General features: G+C 48.9%; 11 protein-coding genes. 5 read left to right on the top strand and 6 right to left on the bottom strand.

What is annotated here, in order from left to right; genetic code table 11:
• Nucleotides 1-426: 426 nt before the first annotated feature.
• Nucleotides 427-1,938 carry a helicase HerA-like domain-containing protein gene (locus MJ769_RS00635; protein WP_239233915.1) on the bottom strand — a complete coding sequence of 504 codons (1,512 nt, stop codon included), beginning with the start codon at nucleotides 1,936-1,938 and terminating at the stop codon, nucleotides 427-429.
• A 224-nt stretch (nucleotides 1,939-2,162) separates the two neighbouring features.
• On the opposite strand from MJ769_RS00635, the gene MJ769_RS00630 reads away from it, so the two are divergent.
• Both MJ769_RS00630 and MJ769_RS00625 read left to right on the top strand, forming a co-directional pair.
• A complete protein-coding gene (locus tag MJ769_RS00630; RefSeq protein ID WP_239233914.1) occupies nucleotides 2,163-2,981 on the top strand; it encodes a DUF4197 domain-containing protein in 819 nt (272 codons plus the stop codon).
• Nucleotides 2,982-3,044: 63 nt separating this feature from the next.
• Nucleotides 3,045-3,443, top strand: a complete 399-nt coding sequence (locus MJ769_RS00625; protein ID WP_239233913.1) for a YqaA family protein — start codon at nucleotides 3,045-3,047, stop codon at nucleotides 3,441-3,443.
• Nucleotides 3,444-3,568: 125 nt separating this feature from the next.
• On the opposite strand, the gene MJ769_RS00620 is transcribed toward MJ769_RS00625, so the two are convergent.
• Nucleotides 3,569-6,694, bottom strand: coding sequence for an EAL domain-containing protein (locus MJ769_RS00620; protein WP_239233912.1), 3,126 nt, complete (start codon nucleotides 6,692-6,694; stop codon nucleotides 3,569-3,571).
• Between the two features lie 294 nt (nucleotides 6,695-6,988).
• Here MJ769_RS00620 and MJ769_RS00615 point away from each other — a divergent pair, with 294 nt between their 5' ends.
• Both MJ769_RS00615 and MJ769_RS00610 read left to right on the top strand, forming a co-directional pair.
• A complete protein-coding gene (locus MJ769_RS00615; protein WP_239233911.1) occupies nucleotides 6,989-7,168 on the top strand; it encodes a hypothetical protein in 180 nt (59 codons plus the stop codon).
• A gap of 331 nt (nucleotides 7,169-7,499) precedes the next feature.
• Nucleotides 7,500-8,510, top strand: a complete 1,011-nt coding sequence (locus MJ769_RS00610; RefSeq protein ID WP_239233910.1) for a tetratricopeptide repeat protein — start codon at nucleotides 7,500-7,502, stop codon at nucleotides 8,508-8,510.
• A 124-nt stretch (nucleotides 8,511-8,634) separates the two neighbouring features.
• Here the strand turns inward: MJ769_RS00610 and MJ769_RS00605 are convergent, their stop codons facing one another.
• From MJ769_RS00605 to MJ769_RS00590, 4 genes are all read right to left on the bottom strand, one after another.
• Nucleotides 8,635-10,275, bottom strand: coding sequence for a phospholipase D-like domain-containing protein (locus MJ769_RS00605; protein ID WP_239233909.1), 1,641 nt, complete (start codon nucleotides 10,273-10,275; stop codon nucleotides 8,635-8,637).
• A gap of 9 nt (nucleotides 10,276-10,284) precedes the next feature.
• Nucleotides 10,285-11,322: a DUF2278 family protein gene (locus MJ769_RS00600; protein WP_239233908.1), complete on the bottom strand. Its 1,038-nt coding sequence runs from the start codon at nucleotides 11,320-11,322 to the stop codon at nucleotides 10,285-10,287.
• A 178-nt stretch (nucleotides 11,323-11,500) separates the two neighbouring features.
• Nucleotides 11,501-11,728, bottom strand: a complete 228-nt coding sequence (locus MJ769_RS00595; protein ID WP_239233907.1) for a hypothetical protein — start codon at nucleotides 11,726-11,728, stop codon at nucleotides 11,501-11,503.
• Between the two features lie 342 nt (nucleotides 11,729-12,070).
• Nucleotides 12,071-13,264: a hypothetical protein gene (locus MJ769_RS00590; RefSeq protein WP_239233906.1), complete on the bottom strand. Its 1,194-nt coding sequence runs from the start codon at nucleotides 13,262-13,264 to the stop codon at nucleotides 12,071-12,073.
• Between the two features lie 578 nt (nucleotides 13,265-13,842).
• On the opposite strand from MJ769_RS00590, the gene metH reads away from it, so the two are divergent.
• On the top strand, nucleotides 13,843-17,574 hold the full coding sequence (metH, locus tag MJ769_RS00585) for a methionine synthase (RefSeq protein ID WP_239233905.1): 3,732 nt from the start codon (nucleotides 13,843-13,845) through the stop codon (nucleotides 17,572-17,574).
• Nucleotides 17,575-17,833 lie beyond the last annotated feature (259 nt).

Below are 17,833 nucleotides of genomic sequence, written 5' to 3'. Positions count from 1 at the left end.
ATGTGACAGGCATCATTGTTATTAGTTCCGTTAACTACGGTTCACTACACTAGATGCCGTTTGAATTTATATTCATGATGCTATTTTATGCGCTAAATCTACATTTTTCGTTCATCTTCAATGTGTTGATCCTGGTTCAGGTGGCCGATGAAGTTTAGCTGTTAGTTTCGGGTAGATCCACTCCAGCGTTCTGGGCGCTGTTGCTTTGCTGCTACTTCGACGATGGTGCACTTCTTTAGTGTAGCGTGTCAATTTGAAGTGTTCTTGCCCAAGGCAGTATAAGCGTGGATCACCTTAGCAAGAATGTCGCTGGCTCATGTACATTCTAAAACCGATTTGATCAGCATACTTTAGATTTCATGGCTTGCAATAGCCAGCCTTCTGCTCCCAAAATTAGAGTTTTAAAAGTGCTTTATACGATGTTGCTTACCGTCTACCACCAAATATCGAACCAAGTACACCGCGAATAATTTGCCGCCCAACTGTTGAACCAATAGCACGGGCAGCACTCTTGGCAAACGCTTCACCTACGCCTTCACGACTTCTTGAGGTACTTCCGCCAAATATACTTCCCAATATCCCGCCAAATCCAACGTCACCACCCGTCCCTTCTTGCGTGGAATTTGCAACCTGTGCTGTCGTAACTTCCGCAGGTTTATTGCCGACACGGTGCTTGATTTTTTCGTAAGCCGATTCGCGATCCACTGCTTTTTCATAGTGACCCATAAGCAGTGAATCCTGAATTACGGCTTTGCGTTCTGCCTCGTTAATCGGGCCGATTTGAGCCTGTGGCGGAACTATGAGTGCACGTTCAACAATAGCCGGGCGACCTTTTTCATCTAGAAATGAAACGAGTGCTTCGCCAACGCCCAGCGTAGTAATGGCGACTTCTTCATTTAAATTGGGATTGTCACGCATTGTTTCAGCTGCTGCCTTCACAGCTTTCTGGTCGCGTGGGCTAAAGGCGCGCAGCGTGTGTTGCACGCGGTTGCCGAGCTGACCCAACACTTTATCCGGTACATCTACGGGGTTTTGGGTGACGAAATACACACCTACGCCTTTGGATCGAATCAGGCGTACCACTTGTTCAATTTTATCGAGCAGTGCATCAGGGGCATCGTTGAACAGCAAATGTGCTTCGTCGAAAAAGAATACCAGTCTAGGCTTGGCTAGATCACCCGCTTCCGGCAGATTCTCAAACAACTCGGAAAGTAACCACAGCAGCATAGTGGAATACACTTTGGGCGAAGACATTAATTTGTCGGCGGCCAGAATATTAATTGTGCCGTAACCATTAACGTCGGTCTGCATCAGATCGGCAATATTGAGCATCGGCTCACCAAAAAAGCTCTCACCGCCTTGCATATCAATTTGCAGCAGGCCGCGCTGAATCGCACCGATGCTGGCAGTGGAGATGTTGCCGTATTCAGTGGTGAAATTTGTTGCATTGTCACCAACATTCTGCAACATCGCGCGCAGATCCTTCAAATCAAGTAATAACAACCCATTGTCATCGGCCACTTTGAACACTAGTGCCAGCACGCCCTGCTGTACTTCGTTCAAATTCAACATACGCCCTATGAGCATCGGCCCCATGTCAGAAATTGTGGCACGCAGTGGATGGCCCATGGTTCCAAATACATCCCAGAACGTTACGGGATAGGCGCGATGTTCAAAGTTTTCCAGATCGAGTTGAGCGACTCTTTCGGCAACTTTTTGATTGTTGCCACCTGCCTTGCTCAATCCGGACAAGTCTCCCTTCACATCAGAAAGAAATACTGGCACACCAATCCGACTGAAAGATTCTGCCAGTGTTTGCAGGGTAACGGTCTTGCCAGTTCCTGTCGCACCAGTTATCAGTCCGTGGCGATTGGCCATTTGCGGCAATAGAAAAAGTTCTTGCTTGTTATCTTTAGCGATCAATAGCGGTTTGCTCATATTGGCCCCGAGTTGGTTTGGTGACTATGCACAAAATTTAACAGTCACGAATGATTGCATGAATGTACTAATCCAGTTTCACTATGCAGAAGAATTATGTATCCTAACCAACATGTTTTTACCACATCGGTAATAATATACTCGATACTCAATCTGAGTACTTCCCAAGAACTTTACAATAGATCGAGAACCGACCCTAAACTACCTCTTACAGGAGAAATATCATGATGTCTCGACATATGATTCAAAACGTTCTATTTTCCCTTATTGCACTTGCTGCTAGCAATGCTCACGCTTTCGATTTTGGTGGTTTATTGGACAAGGGACTTGGCAATCTGGGCAAATCTAGCCCACAAAAATCAGAACCTGCCGCCTCTAGCAGCACACCAGTAAAAACGGGAGCTGAAAAATCTGCTACAAATTTGGCCAGTTTTAGCAACAATGATCAAATTGCCAGTTTGAAGCAAGCTCTCATTCAGGGTGCAGAAACTGCGGTTGCTAATCTTTCCAAAGAGAATGGTTACCTCGGTAACGACAAGGTACGCATTCCTCTGCCGGAAAGCCTGCAAAAAGCAGATGGCTTATTACGTAAGTTTGGCATGGCAAAATATGCCGACGACTTGACTACCTCTATAAATCGGGCCGCCGAAGCAGCGGTTCCAGAAGCAAAAGATCTGTTAGTCGGCGCAGTCAATAAAATGACCGTGGAAGATGCCCAAGGGATACTCACGGGAGGCAATGATGCTGCCACGCAATATTTCCGCAAAAACACTGAAGCTGCGTTGGCTGGAAAATTTAAACCTATCGTGGCAACTTCGATGCAGAAAGTAAAGCTCGCGGAGACCTATGATCAATTCGCTGAAAAGGGTGTGCCGTTTGGTTTGATAGACAAGCGTGATACCAAGATGGATGACTTCATTACCCGCAAGGCAATGGACGGCTTATTTCTGATGATGGCCGAACAGGAAAAAGTGATTCGCGCAAACCCGCTTGAAGCAACGGGTAATCTGGCGAAAAAGATTTTTTCGGCGATCAAGTTTTAATCGCTCTGTTATTCACTTTTAACAGGAAAGGTGGTTTTAACAGAATCCACCAACTTTCTTAGCATGACTGAATCTACCAGTCTGTTATCGCTTTTTATTAGCAGCTTCCTCGCCGCCACCTTGCTTCCTGGTGGCTCTGAAGTTGTACTGATCAGTGTGCTGAAAGTGTACCCGGAATTATTTTGGCCTGCGCTTTTGCTCGGCGCTCTCGGCAATACGCTAGGCGGCATGGTGTCATTCGGTATGGGTCGGTTGCTACCTCAAACCCATAAGCTTAAACATGTGGAGAAAATACAATACTATGGCACACCTGCATTGCTACTTGCTTGGGTGCCCTTGCTTGGAGATGCGCTGTGTCTTGCTGCCGGATGGCTAAGGCTCAATCCATGGCACGCTGCGTTATTCATGGTGATAGGTAAATTCGCGCGTTACTGGGTCATTGCAATCGCAATCCAAATTTGAAGCTATGGAGCCGAGCGGAAAACTTACTATCCAATTACTTCAATATCATTTCCGTATAGGATAGTTTTCGTGTGTATTTTCGGTAGGAAATGATAAGGTTGAAAAGTAGACTGAGCTTGAGATTATCAGACATATGATCGAGCAAACTCCTCGAACTGGTCGGCTGGCAATGGCTTGCAATAATAATAACCCTGCAACTCATCACAACCCTGTTCCAGCAGGAACGCTAGTTGCCCCGCTGTTTCCACTCCTTCGGCGATAGTTTTCAGCCCAAGGCTCTTCGCCATATTGATAACAGCGCTAACGATAGCCCTGTCTTCCGGATCGGTGCAGATATCGCGCACGAAAGACTGATCGATTTTGAGTTTGCACACCATAAATTTTTTCAGGTGGCTCAGTGATGAAAAGCCGGTACCAAAATCATCGATCGACATGCGCACGCCACGCTCGTGTAGCCTGTTCATTATGGCAATTGCTTTTTGCGGATCGTGCATCGCCACACCTTCGGTCAGCTCCAGCTCCAGATATTCCGGCAGCAAGCCCTCATCGTCGAGGATGCGCGTAATTAGATTAGGCAAGTCAGGATGGCGAAACTGAACGACGGAAAGATTCACCGCCATACTCATTGGGGCTAGGCCATTCTGCATCCAGGACTTTGCCTGCCGCACCGCATGCCTCAACACCCACTCCCCAATCGGCAGGATCAGCCCACTTTCCTCGGCGGCGGGGATGAATTCAGCTGGCGAAACTGAACCTAACTCTGGGTGTGTCCAGTTTAGCAAAGCTTCCACCCCGATAATTCGGCCATCGCGCGCGGATATCTGCGGCTGGTAGTAAATCTGAAGTTGATCACGGTCTATCGCTTGGCGTAGTGCATTGACCACTTTCAGATGACGCGCCGAACGAGTCTGCATTTCCGCAGTAAAGAAACTGTAACCATGACGGCCTTCGTTCTTGGCGCGATACATGGCGGAATCGGCACTCTTGGAAAGAGCCTCCAGATCCGTGCCATCACCCGGATAAAGTGCAATACCGATTGAGCAGGTTATATTCAAATCATATTGTTCTATTTTGCAGGGTTCGGCGACAACATCCAGCAGCTTCTGCGCCACATGGGACGCTTCGAGTGCGTCGACGCTGTATAGCAAGAATATGAATTCATCCCCACCAAGACGTGACACCATATCTTCCTCGCGTAGCACCAAACGCAGTCGCTTGGCTAGTTCGACCAGTAAGGCATCACCTATACTGTGGCCGAGCGTATCGTTAATGTCCTTGAAGTGATCGAGATCGAGGAACATCAATGTAACCGGCACTTGACTCCGCTGTGCCAAACTAATGACATGCTTGGCGTGGTTGTTCAGTTGGACGCGGTTCGGTAGTCCGGTGAGCGCATCGAAATGCGCCAGGTATTGAATACGTTTCTCGGCTTCCTTGCGCGCGGTAATGTCTCGGGTAATGCCAAGCAACATCGTGATTTTGCCATCCGCATTACTGAGTGGCGCGGCATGTGTCTCGAGCCAGTGCGGTGTTCCTTTGACCCCTTTTATTTCGAACTCAAAAATACAACTTTCTCCACCCATCACGCGCTTGTGCATGGCGATAAAGGAATCGTGATACTCGGAAAGAATAAAGTCTACGAGATTATGCTGTTGCACCTCCTCTATAGAACCAGCTTCGAGCATGGCGAGGCCTATGGCATTCATTTCCATGATTCGACCGCTGCTGCATATGATCATTATGCATTCCGGTTCAGTCTCTATGATGGTCCGTAAACGCTGTTCACTTTCCCGCAATGCTTCTTCTGCCCGCTTACGCTGCGCCTCATGCTCAAAGTTTTTGAGCGCATAGTCTATGTCCAACGCCATTCCCACCAGCAAGTTACGCACATTTTCGTCGAAGGCATTGTCTACATCAGTATAGAGAGTTAAAACCCCAATAACTTCATCATTACGATGCAGGGGGAGGGCGGCAGATGATGCCCATCCAAACCGTGCACCGTGCTTATGCCACAGAGTGGTGATAGGGTCATGTTGAAAATTTTGACGCCAAAATGGCAAGTTCCCTCGGAACGCCGAGCTGGTCGCCCCACGTCCGTAAGGGCCGTCGGCTTCAACTGAAATCTGCAGCCCATTCAGATATTCCACCCCACTACCAAAGGATGCGATCGGCGTTATATGTTTGCTATGCTCTTCAAGCACGCCTACCCATGCCATATCCATGCCACCGAAATTCACTACAACGCGGCAGACTTGCTCCAATAACTCCGCCTCGCTGGTGCAACGCACGATGGCCTGGTTACACTTACTCAACGCGGCGTAAAGCTTGGTCAAGCGTTGATTGTTTGCTTCGGCTTCTTTGCGCTGAGAGTCGATTCTGGCCAGATTCATCTGCGTTTCCGACAACCAGTCCAGCACACTGTTCTCCATGCCTTTGGCGACCGAAATGACGGATGAGAAATTTCCACTGCCAAGGTGGGCGATACGCGTATGCAACTCGTTCACTGAGCCACCCAGAGTCGCGTACAAGTTCCGTTGTGATTTCCATAGTAGGAACGCTAGCAGCAAGCCCGCCAGGATGAAGGCTACACACATTTGTGTGGCGAGGGTTTTGGCGGTATGAACGGCCTCCAGCGTACGCTGATCCACCATTCTTTGAAACTGACTGATCGGCCGCATGACGTTGGCCTTGGCTTGGTGGTAAGTTGCGTCATGCAGCATTTGCGCTGCCTTGACACGATTTACATCAGTCGGCGGATTGGTTGATTCGATTAGTTCCATTGCGGCAAATTCGGTACGCGTGAGCACATCCGAGTTGGTTTTTGCCTCCACCAGCTTGGCGAATTCTTCTTCAGTAAAACCAACCCCTCGCATCAATTCCAACAAGGGAATCGTTAGTCCCGGCAGCCGTGCATGCTGGTCGTCACGCTGCACGATATCCCAGTAGATGTTTGGGTAGTCGCTTGGACGAGGCTTTTTGCCCTCTTGGATGTCAAGGATTTCTTGGTAGCGCTGCTTGTAGATGGTGTCTCCGGTCACCGCATAGGTGCGAACCATACGTGCAAGATCATCAGACGACTGGCGCAATTCATTAGCCAGCAGTAATAAATGCTGCCGCGAATCTTTAACGCGATCGATCTCCCTTTCTGCCCCAACATAAACGACAAAGGTTGCAACGAAAATCACAAGCATGCCCAGTGTCAGCCAGAAATGGAATGAAAATCGGGGCAAGTTGTTCTTTGAAATTGTCATTGTGGCCATTCCTTTTGAGCGCACTGCAGATCGTAAAAATAGTTAACCATCGCCCATAAATTCTCAAATTCTGACGCGGATTCAATTTCAGAACATAAAAAGATCATTCGTCACTTATGCCAAGTTGATTGCGCTAAATCAACGCTGATTTAGTCAGTGCCATACTGTTATTAAATGTTTTAAACCGATTTAGGTAGGCCGCAATGAAATAGCAGTCTTGGATGAGTAGCCATGCTTGACGCCACCACGCCACTCAAGTCCCGCCGTCTTCCGGAGAGGAAAGCGGGCGAATAATTGATTGCCGATGTCGGAGGGGTCTTGCAAGGTAGCAGCATGGCGCTCAAGATGGGCACCATTGTGGTCGCCGGGGTTGCATCCGGCCCATTTTTTTCATCCAGCCAAAACATCTTCGATCTGCATGCATTTTTTGATCCGTTCCAGTCCAATTTGTGGGTGTCCATTTTTCCCGCTTAGGACAGCGCGGTTTGATTATTACGCTTAGCGCAGCACGTGAAATGGTACAGTTCATGTGCCCATCGGCAAACCCCTTGATCAAGGCGTTTTATCCCATATTTCGTCGATTTATATTGTGAACTGGGGTAACTTGTTCAGCGTTGCCTTAAGCGACCTGCTACCCGTGAGTGCATGCGTGTGTTGAATGCCATATAATAACAAAAAGCAGGCAACGTGCAGGCGTAATGAAGCATCGTAAGGGCTGGTTTAGTGGATGCTAGCAGCCTGTCGGGCATTAGAGGTATGGTTTTCGTACAAGGTACGAAGTAATAGTTTTTTCTGGGGATGTTAAATGAATAAATGGATTTTATATTTATCAGTTATATTGGCAATGAGCAGTGGCCTCGCCCAAGCGCATCTTGATGAAGGGAAGGCAGAAGGGAAATGTGCGCAAGTTGAAGCATTGCACTTGGCTGCCGAGCAAGGTGATGCAAATGCTCAAAACAACCTTGGTGAACTATTTCTCCACGGGGAAGGCGTTACTCAAGATACTTCAGAAGCGGTAAAGTGGTTTCAACTGGCTGCCAAGCAAGGACTTGCAAATGCACAATTTAATCTTGGCGTAAGCTACGGCAATGGCCAAGGCATTGCACAGGACTATCAGGAAGCGGTAAAGTGGTTTCGCTCAGCTGCCGAGCAGGGGCATACAAAAGCACAGTTCAGCCTTGCCATAAGTTATGCAAACGGGCAGGGTGTAATACAAAGCTTTGAGGAAGCTATCAAGTGGTTTCGTTTAGCTGCCGAGCAGGGTGATACTGTCTCACAATACACCCTGGGTGGGATCTATCTTGATGGGAAAATTGTAGCGCAAAATTACCAGGAAGCTGATAAATGGCTTCACCTGGCTGCCAAGCAAGGGCATGCCAAAGCACAATTTAATCTTGGAGTAACCTACGGCAACGGCCAGGGCGCTACACAGAACTTTCAGGAAGCGGTGAAGTGGTTTCGCTTGGCGGCCGAACAAGGACATGCAAAGGCACAATATTATCTTGGCTTAAGTTATGCCAACAAGCAAGGCATTAACCAAGACTACCAGGAAGCGGTAAAGTGGTTTCGTTTGGCGGCCAAGCAAGGCAATGCGGCAGCACAAAATAGCCTTGGCTTAAGCTATGAACTCGGTCAAGGCGTCACACAAGATTATGTTCGTGCACACACGTGGCTTGATCTTGCTACAGTCAATGGTAAAAGCGACGCGCAGGCAAATCGTGGCAAAGTGGCTCAACGCATGACACCAGTCCAAATCGCTGAAGCACAAAAATTGGCACGCGATTGCAAGAAGATCCATTATACAAACTGTGAATAGAACACCAGAGTTGTAGTTCTGCAGGAGACAAATAAATTCCCTGCCTAATTTATCTTCGAAACCGAGCTCTCGATTTGGTAGGCAGCCTAAAGCCACATCTAGTAGAGATAAGCCAAGCCCTACGCTAGCAGGTTGCACCCGAGAACAATACTCTTTGTCGTGACTGTTCGGTGTTACCGAAATAAATATTCCGCCAAGTATCGTCCGCCTTCAAAAACTGCGGTGTCACATTGAGATTGCCCTGATTTTTTGCCAACCATTCGCGAAATGCATAGTGATTCCAGAGACGGAAAAACTCCGTCAGATAGATGTCTGCCACAGTCGTGTCGCCTTGAATCACCAGCATGTTCTCGTCGTTGGCGTTAGTTGAGGCATCCGAGAAATTCGCCGATCCCGAAATTACAATTGGATTCGATCCTAACGGATCGACCAACATGAATTTCGTATGAATATACGGCACATGCGAATTCAATCCACTCAATCTCTCCTTTAGCCACTTATCAAAACTATTTACGCGAATCAGGCTACCAACCGCGAAGCGATTAAAGGGCAACTTCCGCAGCCGTAATACCTCCGCTTCTGGTTCGGGCCTATTGCCATCATTGTCAAGCAAGGCATAACGCAACCCTCCAAAGGGCTTGTCAAATACAGGAACAAAGGCTTTGTTAATACCAAAAGCAAAGGTCATGCAAAGCATCGATTGCGCAGTGGCGGCCTGTTCGGCATACCATGAAAGCAGTTTCACACCTGAGCGAGGGCTGAAGAGCGCGCTGGTTGCTTGCCTAGGAGAGCTTCCAGGGTCGGGCGTCGGCGTCAATCTTTCCACACCCGGGCGCAACAAGGGAGATTTAGGATCAACTGCAAGTAAGTTCCAGTAATCATGATAGTTACTTGCAATGCCCATGTCGTTCACCACGTGTCCGACATTCGAATGTCCAAAGATGCCGCCATCAGTGATATTCGTCGAGCCCGTCCAAACCGACTGTGGCTGGTTATCCTTTAACAGCACGATAAATTTGTTGTGTGCAATGGCGCTTGGATTTGCGGTACGCGTCCTGCAAATACTGTCGATACCCGTCTTGAGCACCGCTGCCTTATTAAGTGCGGATACTTTTTCGTCACGGCCGTCATATAGGATGCTCACATCAACGCCGCGATCCTTGGCCGATTTCAACGCTTCTAAGACAGTTTCATTGGTGAACTGATAAGCGGCCACGCGCAACGACCATTGACAATTCTTTGCACGCAGTAAAAACTCGAGCAGCGCTTCCATTAAACCGCGCGAAAGCCAATCGAAAGCTGGTTTACCTACTATTTCTGGACTCTTGTTTTGAAAGCGGCGTGCATACTCCTGGCTGGCGGCAGCGCCGCGATTGAACCACACTTCGTGCAGGCCGTTGTCTTCCTTTTCGGTTTGCACGCGCACCTCGATCTCATCATCTTCAATCAAGCTCTTGGGCGAACCCTTCAGAGCCACTACGCGATAGGTATAATCGTACCCCGGCTTGGCCGTGAAATCGGACCACGTGAAACCCTGCACTGGATGGGAACGCAACGAGGTCTTGTCCGTACCTGGATCAGTTTCGGCGAATACCTTTATGCCCTCCAGCCAATAGGCTTCGTTCTCAATATGGTCCGTACGATGAACTGCAAATCCCAGCACGCGGCGCGAATCGGCTTTCGTCATGCTCCAACCAAGCAGTACCACATGCGTACCCGCGACTGCCTGCACCGTTAATTTGCCAAATTTCTTGGTGATGCGCATGACACACTCCTAAAAGACAATTGTCCAACCGGGTTGATTGGCTTGCTCCTTGGTGTAGGAAACGCCATGCACCTTCAAACCGTTCTGGTTCAGCAAGGTGATAATGCCCCCCTTATTAGACAAGACCATAGGTGATCGCACATCGACGCGCAACATGGCGCCAGCCTCGAGAACGCCGCTCAAGGCCATTTTCGCTTTCTGTTTATCTGCCATATGCCAGCCAGTCAGGGGAACACTGCGATCACTTGCATTCAGTATGTAAATCCATTCCGTTTCAGGCGAAGCCTTCGAATTAACCATCGCCGCGACAATGCGTACTAATCCATCGGGTGTTGTATCTGTCGGTTGCGGCACAATTGGATCGGGATTTACTGGTTCACCATCGTCCGGGCCGCTTAGTGTGTGACCCGTGACATCGCTGGTGTGCCAGCTTTGCGACTGGAACTTCAGAAAAATGGCCGTCCATTGTTGCTGATTGGGAAATTGAAACAACAAGCCGCCATCCTGCCATACACCGTCGTCCAGCATGAAGCTGCCCACGTTGCCCTGGTTCATGTGAATATCGTGAATGCCATTGCCAGGCACAAAGCCGAAGTACTTATCCGCCTTGTTGCTTTCAGGTCCCCAGCGTTCGCCGAAAGCATAAGCCAGCGCCTCCTCATCAGCCATTGCACGCTGCACAATCTGATCAAGCTTCTCGTTGAGATCGTTATCAGGGCCGGGCAGAGAGTGTGAAAGCGGCGTCATCATTCCCGGCTGCATCAGGTTGCCGCGGATCAAGTCAAGCGCGCCCGAGGTGGGATTTGACGCGAGTGGGTTGAAGCCGCTTGGCAAGCTGGCGACAACGGAAGTGAGCGGATGCACGAAATACTGCTTGACATAGTACATCAGCTCCGACGGTGCCAATTGCGACTTCACATTGATTGCAATACGATAATTAGTACCCACCTCATCCACAATATGGATTTGGTAGTGCGGTGAAGACCCTGAACCCAAACGACGGGCAATGGCCCTACCTTTCAAAACACCGTAAGTCTTGAGTGGCATATTGCCTCCAGAATATATATTTTCAGATATCGACTGAGTAACTAGAATTTAGGTAATGAAGCCAAATACGAAATCCCGTGAAAAAACCCTTGAATGATTTCCTGGCGATTAGCTTAAATTGCCAGCATATCTGTCAAAAAATTAAGTTTCACGAGATTGATCGAAATTACTTTATTCTTTACTTTTCTTTTACTACACGTTGAGCATTGATCGAAACGACCTTGTCACTGATGGTATGGATCTGTTCGCGAGCTTCTGAATCCTGAATCCCATTAGCTAACTCACGAATAGCCAAGCTAACTAATATTTGATTAACAGGCCTTCTTCCCCATTCAGGATCTTCCCAGTGACCATGAAAGTAGTTGGTAATGTGAAGGATGAAGTCTCTTGCTGATTTAGATAACATGATTAACTCCCGCAATGAATAATGGAGGTTGCTTTTATAAAGTCTATCTGTCGCCGCAACCTATTAGCAACAGCAGCCTAACGACGCTGTAGAAAAACCATCCAGGGATTCGGAAGGAGCGTATGAAATATTATTATTGGGGTTGCTTTACCTTCCTTGTGCATCAAAAATTGTATAGAAGCGACTCTAAAGGGCCAAGCTTTCTGTCGCGTATCATTAATTTTCTCTCAACGTATATTTTTCTACAGCCTCAGCGTTTGAGCTAACTGGCGTGCAGAAGCGTCGCGTGAGGCCATTTTTTTGCACGTTCGAATGAGTGATTTGCTGAACCCTCTATATATCTTACATCTCTCTTTGTATTGAGTATGTCCTCCCGCCAAGTGACTCGTTCTTAAACTTCTGTTCAATACTATCAGCTGCCTTCTTTGCCTGATCTTTCTCTGCAGGTGTAGTGGCGGCAGAGGCTTTGGCCTGTGCATCCTTCATGTCAACTTCAAGTTTATGAATAATTGCTTTCTTTGCAGTGGCCCGGGCTCTCAATATCTCGATGCAATAGTTTGCATATTCCTGTTGATTGCCTGATAGCTTAGGTGATTGAAGAGTAATCGCGCAAAGTTGGTCTTCATCGTCAGAAAGCACAATGTTATTGACAATTTCACCAACAACACTCGCTATCTTTTGTAAATGCTCGTCTGACCTTTGGCTCGTTACGGCGTCGGACTTGATAGTTACCTCTGTTTTACCTTCAACAAGAACTCCTTTAGTATTAGCAATTGCGTCGTCAATTACGTCCCTGTCGCTTTTCAGGCGTGTGATCTTCCCATCCAAATCCGCAATTTGCCCATCCAATTCTGCTGTGTCTACTTTTGCGGCCTTGGCTACTTCTCGCTTCTTCTTGGTGATTTCATTTTGTTTTTCTAAGTCAGAAACACGATCACCTATTTTTTCTCGCTCTGTTCTTTGTTCGGCAAGCGATTTAGTGGCTTCTGCCTTGCCACTTGATGTCAGAACTATGGAGGGAGACTTGACGGTGCCGGTAAGCTGTTCAATTGCTAGCAAAGCAACTGTATTCTTTTGAAAACGACGCATTAACAAATCATATTGCGATGAGGAAATTGCTCCAGACAGGTGGCTTTCGCATAATCTATAACCAAAATCGCGGAGAAGTTGAATACTTTGAGTTCTTATTCCTGTGAATGCTGCGCTGTCGTGCATAGCAAAGGCTAGTTCACCACTCGCTTTTTCAGGAACGCCACCTTTTGCAGCAAGTTCATATGCTAAAGAAGCCATTGCGTCTGGGCTTGGTTCAGCGCAAACGAACATACCTTTCTCAAAGGAAATTTTTCCTATTGATTTTCCATTCTCGTCGAAAGTCTCGGTGACTGTTTTATTCGGAGCGACTAGTACGGCACGTTGCCGAATGTCCACCATGGAGCTTTCGCCTTTGGAAATATCGAATGTTCGATAGATACTGTTCATATTTGCGCAACCCACCATCAACAAAGGAGAAGCGAACACGAGTATTATTTTTTTCATATCGATAAGCTTCTTCTAAATTTAAGGCTGGAAAGTGAGGCTTTATTAAGGCACCTAATTCTAGGTTGCATTCAATTAAACTGATATCTCAGACCGATCAGCGCGAAAGTTGCCGGGGATGTCTTTTCGATGCCATCCCGACATCAAAATTGATGCCGTTGGTACCGCTGGTAACATAATAGGATGTCGGCTATAGGAAAAGAATAAGCAAAATCCTTATTTTTTCGCTAGAGCAATTAGAGGGAGCATTGACGTAATCAGGCGTAGATTTCTCATCCAATTGATAATGAGAATAAATTAGTGCGCAACCAAGCTAGCCATAGTGGAGTCGGGTAAAGCGGGGGCTTGTAGATGTGAGTGCTGTAAATCATTGGGGTAATGATAAAAGCGAATGGCCTGACATCGTACTGAGAAGGATCGCCACCCGCAGTACTTTGGGCAATTTGGTCGCTGTGGCAATAGGCAACATTATTCTTTTTAAGCTTAAAGAAAAATCAATTTTGATCAATTAGCTCTTAGGAAATTCGTCTTGCATGAGACATGGTAAAATTTGCTCTCATTTTTAAGTCTCTGACACTATGAATCGCACACCTCATCTTATCGAACGTTTGTTGGAGCAACGCATCCTTATTCTGGACGGTGCGATGGGTACGATGATTCAGCAATACAAGCTAACCGAAAACCACTATCGCGGCTTAGTCGCGCATGGTGACAACACCGAGCCTCGTCAGAGTTTCGCCGACCACCCGCTCGACCTCAAGGGCAACAATGATCTGCTGTTGCTGACGCAGCCCCATATCATTCGCGGCATCCATGCAGAGTATCTGGAAGCGGGAGCGGATATCCTCGAGACCAATACTTTCAACGCCAACGCCGTGTCGATGGCGGATTACCAGATGGAGCATCTGGTATATGAATTGAATGTGGCTGGAGCGAAGCTGGCGCGTGAAGTATGCGACGATTACGAAAAACGGGTACCGAACAAACCGCGTTTTGTGGCGGGTGTGTTGGGGCCAACCACACGTACTGCATCCATCTCCCCGGATGTGAATGACCCCGGCTTCCGCAACATCAGTTTTGATCAGCTGGTGGAAGGCTATACCGAAGCCATACGCGGCTTGCTGGATGGCGGAGCGGATCTGCTGATGGTGGAAACCATTTTCGATACGCTGAACGCCAAAGCCGCGCTGTTCGCCATCGAGCAGTATTTTGACCGCCACGACGTGCGCGTTCCGATCATGATTTCCGGCACCATCACCGACGCTTCCGGGCGTACCTTGTCCGGCCAAACAACTGAAGCATTCTGGAATTCGCTGTCACATACCAAGCCGCTATCCATAGGCCTGAACTGTGCTTTGGGGGCGGAGCTGATGCGCCCTTACGTCGAGGAATTGTCGCGCGTCGCCACCACTTATCTAAGCGCGCATCCCAATGCCGGCTTGCCCAATCCGCTGTCGGATACCGGCTACGACGAATCGCCGCAACATACCGCCAAACTGGTGAAAGAATTTGCCATCAGCGGCTTCCTCAATATCGCGGGTGGCTGCTGCGGTACCACGCCCGCGCACATCAAGGCGATCGCCGAAGCGTTAAAAGATATTCCCCCGCGCCGTATTCCAGAGCTTGAAAAAAAATGCCGGCTATCCGGTCTGGAGCCATTCAACATCGGCGACGGTTCATTGTTCGTGAATGTTGGTGAGCGCACCAATGTTACCGGCTCCAAAATGTTTGCCCGTCTTGTCCTGGCCGGTGATTACACGACAGCCGTCAACGTGGCGCGGCAACAAGTGGAAAATGGTGCGCAGGTTATCGATATCAACATGGACGAAGCAATGCTGGATTCGCAGCTTGCGATGACGAAGTACCTCAGCCTGATCGCATCGGAGCCGGATATTTCGCGCGTGCCGCTGATGATAGATTCGTCCAAGTGGTCGGTGATTGAAGCCGGGCTGAAATGCGTGCAGGGTAAAGCCATCGTCAACTCGATCAGCATGAAAGAGGGCGAAGCCGAGTTCATCAAATACGCCAAGCTGGTGCGCCGCTATGGTGCCGCGGCAGTCGTGATGGCATTTGACGAACAGGGTCAGGCCGATACGCAACAACGCAAAATCGAAATTTGCCAGCGCAGCTATGACATTCTGGTTAACCAGGTCGGCTTCCCACCGGAAGATATCATCTTCGACCCGAACATATTTGCCATTGCGACCGGTATAGAAGAGCACAACAACTACGCGGTGGACTTCATTGATGCCACGCGCTGGATCAGAAAAAATCTGCCTTACGCAAAGATTAGCGGCGGCGTATCCAATGTATCGTTCTCATTCCGTGGTAACGATGCGGTGCGCGAAGCTATCCACACGGTATTTCTCTATCACGCGGTGCAAGCGGGTATGAACATGGGAATCGTTAATGCCGGTCAGCTCGGCGTATACGATGAAATTCCCAAAGATTTGCGCGAGGCGGTGGAAGACGTAGTCCTGAATCGCCGTCCCGATGCGGGCGAACGGCTGGTAGTGATGGCGGAAAATGTGACCGGTGGCGCCAAAGTCCAGGTTGAAGATCTGGAATGGCGAAAGGGTACGGTGCAGGAGCGTCTGACCCACGCGTTGGTGCGGGGCATTAACACCTATGTCGTGGAAGATACCGAGGAAGCGCGGTTACAGGCAGCTTACCCGGTCGAAGTGATCGAAGGTGCGCTGATGACCGGCATGAACGTGGTCGGCGACCTGTTTGGCGCGGGCAAAATGTTTTTGCCACAAGTAGTGAAATCCGCGCGTGTGATGAAACAGGCAGTAGCCCATCTGGTACCTTTTATCGAAGCGGAAAAGGCACGCTCGGGTGACAACAAGCCCAAAGGCAAAGTCGTTATAGCCACGGTCAAGGGTGATGTACATGACATCGGCAAGAACATCGTCACGGTGGTGCTGCAATGCAACAATTTTGAAGTGATCAACATGGGCGTGATGGTGCCTTGCCAGAAAATTTTAGACACAGCGCGCGAGCACAACGCCGATATGATCGGTCTGTCTGGATTGATTACACCCTCACTGGAAGAGATGGCGTATGTCGCCAAGGAAATGCAGCGCCAAGGATTCACCATACCGTTGTTAATTGGCGGCGCGACCACTTCACGCGTTCATACGGCAGTAAAAATAGAGCCTAACTATAAAAGCGGCGTCACCGTTTATGTGACGGATGCGTCGCGTGCGGTGGGGGTGTGCAACAACCTGTTGAGCAGCACGTTACACGACGACTATGTGGCTGGCATAAAGGCCGACTACGCCAAGACGCGCGAGCTGCATGCCAACAAAAAACCTCAAGGTGCGCGTTACAAACTGGCGGATGCGCGCGCGCATGGCCTGAAAACCGATTGGGCCAGCTATACGCCGCCCAAACCCGGCGTTATGGGTGTACAAACGCTTAGCGATTATTCGCTGGCAGAGATCAGCCCCTACATCGACTGGACACCCTTCTTCCAGACCTGGGAACTGTCCGGCCGCTATCCGAAAATTCTTGATGATGAAATTATTGGCGAAGCAGCACGCAATTTGTTCCACGATGCGCAGGCCATGCTCAAGCGCATTATTGATGAGAAGTGGTTAGGTGCAAACGCCGTGTTTGGCCTGTTTCCGGCCAACAGTGTCAATAGCGACGACATAGAGATTTACACGGATGAGTCACGCAGCCAGGTGGCGATGACCTGGCACAACCTGCGCCAGCAAATGGTCAAGCCGGAAGACAAGCCCAACCTCAGTCTCGGCGATTTCATTGCGCCCAAAGAAAGCGGTGTGGCCGATTATATTGGCGCGTTTGCGGTTACTACCGGCATCGGCATTGATGAACGCGTGGCGGAATTCGAGAGCAAGCATGACGACTACAACAGCATCCTGCTGAAAGCCCTGGCCGACCGCTTGGCCGAAGCCTTCGCCGAGCTGCTGCATGCCCGTATCCGGCGCGAATTCTGGGGCTATGTCGCCGACGAGCAAGTCAACACTGAAGATCTAATCGATGAGAAATATCGCGGCATCCGCCCAGCCCCGGGTTACCCGGCTTGTCCCGATCACACTGAGAAACAGGCCCTGTTTGAACTACTGGACGCACCCAACAATGCCGGCATTACCCTGACTGAAAGTTTTGCCATGCTGCCGACTGCTGCCGTGAGCGGATTTTATTTTTCGCATCCGAAATCGCAGTATTTTGCCACAGCAAAAGCAGACAAAGATCAGATAGAAGACTACGCACAACGCAAGGGGTTAAGCCTGGAAGAAACCGAACGCTGGTTAGCGCCGGCGTTAAATTATGATGCATAACGATGAGTGAACAAGCCATTAAAATGGCCTGACAATATTAGCGCAAAGTTTTAACTTTGCGCTATTTTCAGAAATAGTTCAGCATAGCAATACACGTTGCGATGCCTAAATGAATGGCTTCAGGACGTCTCTAAGAATTCAATTTCCCATCAGCCTGTCGAACTTAAAGGATCGGTGAAAAATTTAGCTGAGCGGTGGATAAACGCTACTAGTGTAGTGCGCCATTCTGTTTGGAACTTAATCGACTGTTGGCACGAAT

The organism is Candidatus Nitrotoga sp. BS, assembly GCF_927797785.1.
Lineage (GTDB): Bacteria > Pseudomonadota > Gammaproteobacteria > Burkholderiales > Gallionellaceae > Nitrotoga.
This window is presented reverse-complemented; position numbering and strand designations above follow the sequence as displayed.

Coding starts and splice junctions, on each gene's coding strand:
- MJ769_RS00605 (WP_239233909.1), bottom strand. CDS start 10,275: ATGCGCATCACCAAGAAATTTGGCAAATTAACGGTGCAGGCAGTCGCG.
- MJ769_RS00635 (WP_239233915.1), bottom strand. CDS start 1,938: ATGAGCAAACCGCTATTGATCGCTAAAGATAACAAGCAAGAACTTTTT.
- MJ769_RS00590 (WP_239233906.1), bottom strand. CDS start 13,264: ATGAAAAAAATAATACTCGTGTTCGCTTCTCCTTTGTTGATGGTGGGT.
- MJ769_RS00595 (WP_239233907.1), bottom strand. CDS start 11,728: ATGTTATCTAAATCAGCAAGAGACTTCATCCTTCACATTACCAACTAC.
- MJ769_RS00610 (WP_239233910.1), top strand. CDS start 7,500: ATGAATAAATGGATTTTATATTTATCAGTTATATTGGCAATGAGCAGT.
- MJ769_RS00630 (WP_239233914.1), top strand. CDS start 2,163: ATGATGTCTCGACATATGATTCAAAACGTTCTATTTTCCCTTATTGCA.
- MJ769_RS00625 (WP_239233913.1), top strand. CDS start 3,045: ATGACTGAATCTACCAGTCTGTTATCGCTTTTTATTAGCAGCTTCCTC.
- MJ769_RS00600 (WP_239233908.1), bottom strand. CDS start 11,322: ATGCCACTCAAGACTTACGGTGTTTTGAAAGGTAGGGCCATTGCCCGT.
- metH (WP_239233905.1), top strand. CDS start 13,843: ATGAATCGCACACCTCATCTTATCGAACGTTTGTTGGAGCAACGCATC.
- MJ769_RS00620 (WP_239233912.1), bottom strand. CDS start 6,694: ATGACAATTTCAAAGAACAACTTGCCCCGATTTTCATTCCATTTCTGG.